The 3596-nt window shown below is 75.8% G+C and carries 3 protein-coding genes; 1 reads left to right on the forward strand and 2 read right to left on the reverse strand.

Features of this window, described 5'->3' with window-relative positions:
* Positions 1 to 15 precede the first annotated feature (15 nt).
* Together Air01nite_RS40705 and Air01nite_RS40710 are read right to left on the reverse strand one after the other, a co-directional pair.
* On the reverse strand, positions 16 to 1029 hold the full coding sequence (locus Air01nite_RS40705; protein WP_373310580.1) for an HAD-IIA family hydrolase: 1014 nt from the start codon (positions 1027 to 1029) through the stop codon (positions 16 to 18).
* Between the two features lie 2 nt (positions 1030 to 1031).
* Positions 1032 to 2021 carry a Replicase polyprotein 1ab gene (locus Air01nite_RS40710; protein WP_203708875.1) on the reverse strand — a complete coding sequence of 330 codons (990 nt, stop codon included), beginning with the start codon at positions 2019 to 2021 and terminating at the stop codon, positions 1032 to 1034.
* Here Air01nite_RS40710 and Air01nite_RS40715 point away from each other — a divergent pair.
* Entirely contained in the window at positions 2010 to 3530 is a 1521-nt protein-coding gene (locus Air01nite_RS40715) for a hypothetical protein (RefSeq protein WP_203708873.1), read from the forward strand. The genes Air01nite_RS40710 and Air01nite_RS40715 overlap by 12 nt on opposite strands.
* The last annotated feature ends 66 nt before the right edge of the window (positions 3531 to 3596 follow it).

A 3596-nucleotide genomic window follows, 5' to 3' on the forward strand; every position in this document is an offset into this window, starting at 1 on the left:
TCCGCCGCAGCCCGGTCAGGACCTCGACACAGACCCTAGGCCCAGGGTTCGCAGGGCGCTCGCGGCTTCGTCGCCGGCGCCCTCGAGGTGCGTGACGTCCGTGCCCGACCACGCGGCGGCGGCGATCGTGCGCAGGGCGGCGATCGGGTCGCCGTGTCCCTCGAGCCGACCGTCGGTCACGCGCCAGCCGGTGCCCTCACCGGTGACCGCGAGCGTCTCCACGTCGTCGAAGAGGCCGGCCAGGTCCTTGGCGACGTAGGTCGGCCGCTGGTGCTCCGGCGCCGCGACCAGGTCGCGGGGCTGGCTCACCCCGGTCAGCACGAGCAGGCTGTCCATGCCGGCCCGCACCGCACCCTCGATGTCGGTGTCGAGCCGGTCGCCGACGACCACGGGCCGCCGGGCGGAGTCCTTCTTGACCGCCTCCTCGAACAGCACCGGCTCGGGCTTGCCGATCACCTCGTCCGGCTCGCGGTCGAGCGCGGTGCGCAGCACGGCGACCAGCGAGCCGTTGCCCGGCAGTGGGCCACGCGGGCTCGGCAGGGTGCGGTCGGTGTTGGTCGCGATCCAGAGCGCGCCGGCGCGCACGGCCAGGGCGGCCTCGGCCAGGATCACCCAGCCGACCTCGCGCCCGTAGCCCTGCACGACCGCCACCGGCTTGTCGTCCGCGCTGGTCACCGGCGTCAGGCCGCGCTCGGCGACCTCCTGGCGCAGCGCCTCGGCGCCGACCACCAGCACGCGGGCGCCGGGTTCGAGCCGGTCCGCCAGTCGCCGGGCGGCGGCCGCCGCGGAGGTCAGCACCTCGTCCGCGGCGGCCGGCACGCCGAGCCCGGTCAGCAGGTCGGCCACCGCGGTGGCGCGCCGGCTGGCGTTGTTCGTCGCGTACGCGACCGCCCGGCCCTCGTCGTGCAGCCGCTTGACCGCGTCCACCGCGCCCGCCACCGCGCTGTCGGACAGGTAGATGACCCCGTCCAAATCGAAGATCACCAGGTCGTACGCGTCAGCGAGCCGACCCGACGCCGGTGGCGACAGGGTCATCGCTTGTCGTCGGTGTCGTCGATCTCGGGCAGGACCTTGCGGTCGTCGGCGTCGAGATCGGCGTCCGGGTCGGCGTCGATCTCCGCGTCCACCGGGGAACCGTCCTCTGGCCGACCCTCGGCGTCGACCTCGACCGTCTCGTCGACCTTGGCGGGCACGTCGTCCGCCGCGACCTCCTCCGGCAGGGCGCCGGTGACGGCCTGGACCGGCTGGTCGTCCGCGGTCGGCAGGTCGTTGTCGTCGGCGTCCTCGTCGATCTCGGCGTCCACCGCGGCGTCGTCGTCGGCGCGACCCTCGGAGTCGAGCTCGACGCCCTCTTCCTCGTCGTCCTCGTCGTCGCCGTCCTCGTCGGCCTCCTCGACCTCGGCGGCCTCGGCCAGGACGTCGTCCTCCTCGTCCTGGTCGTCGCCCTCGATGGTCACACCGTCGAGCTCCAGCAGCCGCTCGGCCGCGTCGGTCTCGCCGTCCTCGTCGACCTCGGCCGCGCGGGCGAACCACTCACGCGCCTCGTCCCGGCGATCGGCAGCGAGCAGGGCATCGGCGTACGCGTACCGCAGCCGGCCCGCCCACGGCTCCTCGGTGCCGCTGGTCAGCTCACGGACCTGGAGCATCGCGACGGCGGCGTCCTTCTGGCCGAGGTCACCACGCGCGCCGGCAGCCACGATCAGCAGCTCGACGGCGTCGGCCGGGGCCAGCGCGGCGCGGTCGGCGCCGCGGTAGAGGTCGATCGCCCGCTCCGGGCGGCCGAGCGCGCGCTCGCAGTCGGCGAGCACCGCCAGGTGGTCCTGGCGCCCGGTCATCCGGTGGTACGTGCGCAGCTCGCCGATCGCCACCTGCCACTCGCCGGCGTGGTACGCGGCCAGCCCGACCGCCTCCCGCACCGCGGCGATCCGCGAGGCGAGCCGGCGGGCGGCCAGCGCGTGCGCCAGCGCCTCGTCCGGGTCGTCGTCGATCAGTCGGCCGGTCGCGACCAGGTGCCGCGCCACGATCTCGGCCACGGGCCGGTTGAGCCCGAGCAGCTCGGCGCGGACGTCCTTGTCGAGGTCGTTCGCCGTGATGTCCTCGGGGATCTGCGGACCCACCGGGGTCGAGGGAGCCTCGTCGCGCGGGCCACGGTCCCGGTCGTCCCGGTCGCGGAAGCCGCCTTCGCGGGGGCCACCCTCGCGGGGGCCGGAGCGGAAACCGCCCCGGTCGTCGCGGTCGCGGCCACCCCGGAAACCACCCCGGTCGTCGCGGTCGCGCGGACCCGAGCGGAAGCCGCCCCGGTCGTCCCGGCCCTGGAACGGTCGGCCACCACGGTCGTCCCGGTCCCGGTAGGGCCGGTCGCCACCGCGCTGGCCGCCGTCGCGTGGTCCGCTGTCACGGAAGCCGCCACGGTCGTCCCGGTCACGGGTGGGGCGGCCGCCACGGTCGTCGAAGTTGCGCGGTCCCGAACGGAACCCGCGGTCGCGGTCGCCGTAGGAAGTGCCGCCCTCGCGCGGGCCGGAGCGGAAGCCACCACGGTCGCCACCACGGTCGTCGCGGTCGCGGTTCGGACGATCGCCGCGCTGACCCGGGCGGAAGCCCTCGTCGCGGCCGCGGAACGGGCGGTCACCGCCACGCTGCTCGCCACCACGGAAGCCGCCACGGTCGTCGCGGTCGCGGTAGGGGCGGTCGCCGCCGCGCGGCCCGCTGTCGCGGAAGCCACCGCGGTCGTCGCGGTCGCGGTAAGGCCGGTCGCCGCCGCCGCGCTGCTCGCCACCACGGAAGCCACCACGGTCGTCGCGGCTTTGGAAGGGCCGGCCGCCGCGGTCGTCGCGACCCTGGTAGGGCCGGCCGCCGCGGTCGTCGCGACCCTGGTAGGGCCGACCGCCACGGTCGTCGCGACCCTGGTAGGGCCGTCCACCGCGGTCGTCGCGACCCTGGAAGGGCCGTCCACCGCGGTCGTCGCGGTCGCGGAACGGGCGGTCACCGGAGCCGCGCCGGTCGCCGTAGCTCGGGCGGTCGCCGTATCCACCACGGCCCTGCTGGCCCCGGTCGTCGCGGTCGCGGTAGGGCCGGTCCTCGCGGGGACCCGAACGGAACCCACCGCGGTCGCCACCCCGGTCGCCGCCACGGAAACCACCGCGGTCGTCGCGGTCACCTCCGCGGAAGCCACCCCGGTCTCCACCGCGGTCACCGCCGCGGTAGCCGCCTCGGTCGTCGCGGTCGCCGTAGGAGCGGCCACGATCGCCGTAGCCGCCACGCCCGCCGGCGCCGCCCTCACGCGGCCCGGAACGGTAGCCGCCACGGTCACCACCACGGTCACCACCACGGTCACCACCACGGTCACCACCACGGTCACCGCCGTAGGAGCGGTCACCTTCACGGCGGGGCCGGAAGCCGCGGTCGTCGCGGTCGCGGTTACCCCGGTCGCCTCGGTCGCGCGCACGGCTCTCGCCGCCGCGCTCGTCGTCGCGGCGGTCGCGAGGGGCGTCGCCGCTCTGGTCTGCACTCACGGGGTACATCCTTCCTGATGCCGAATCTGTCGGCACACGCAGTCGAGGGCCGCCCCTATGGGTCGGCCCTCGACTGGAATGATT

Origin of the sequence: Asanoa iriomotensis (assembly GCF_016862515.1) — a bacterium.
Lineage (GTDB): Bacteria > Actinomycetota > Actinomycetes > Mycobacteriales > Micromonosporaceae > Asanoa > Asanoa iriomotensis.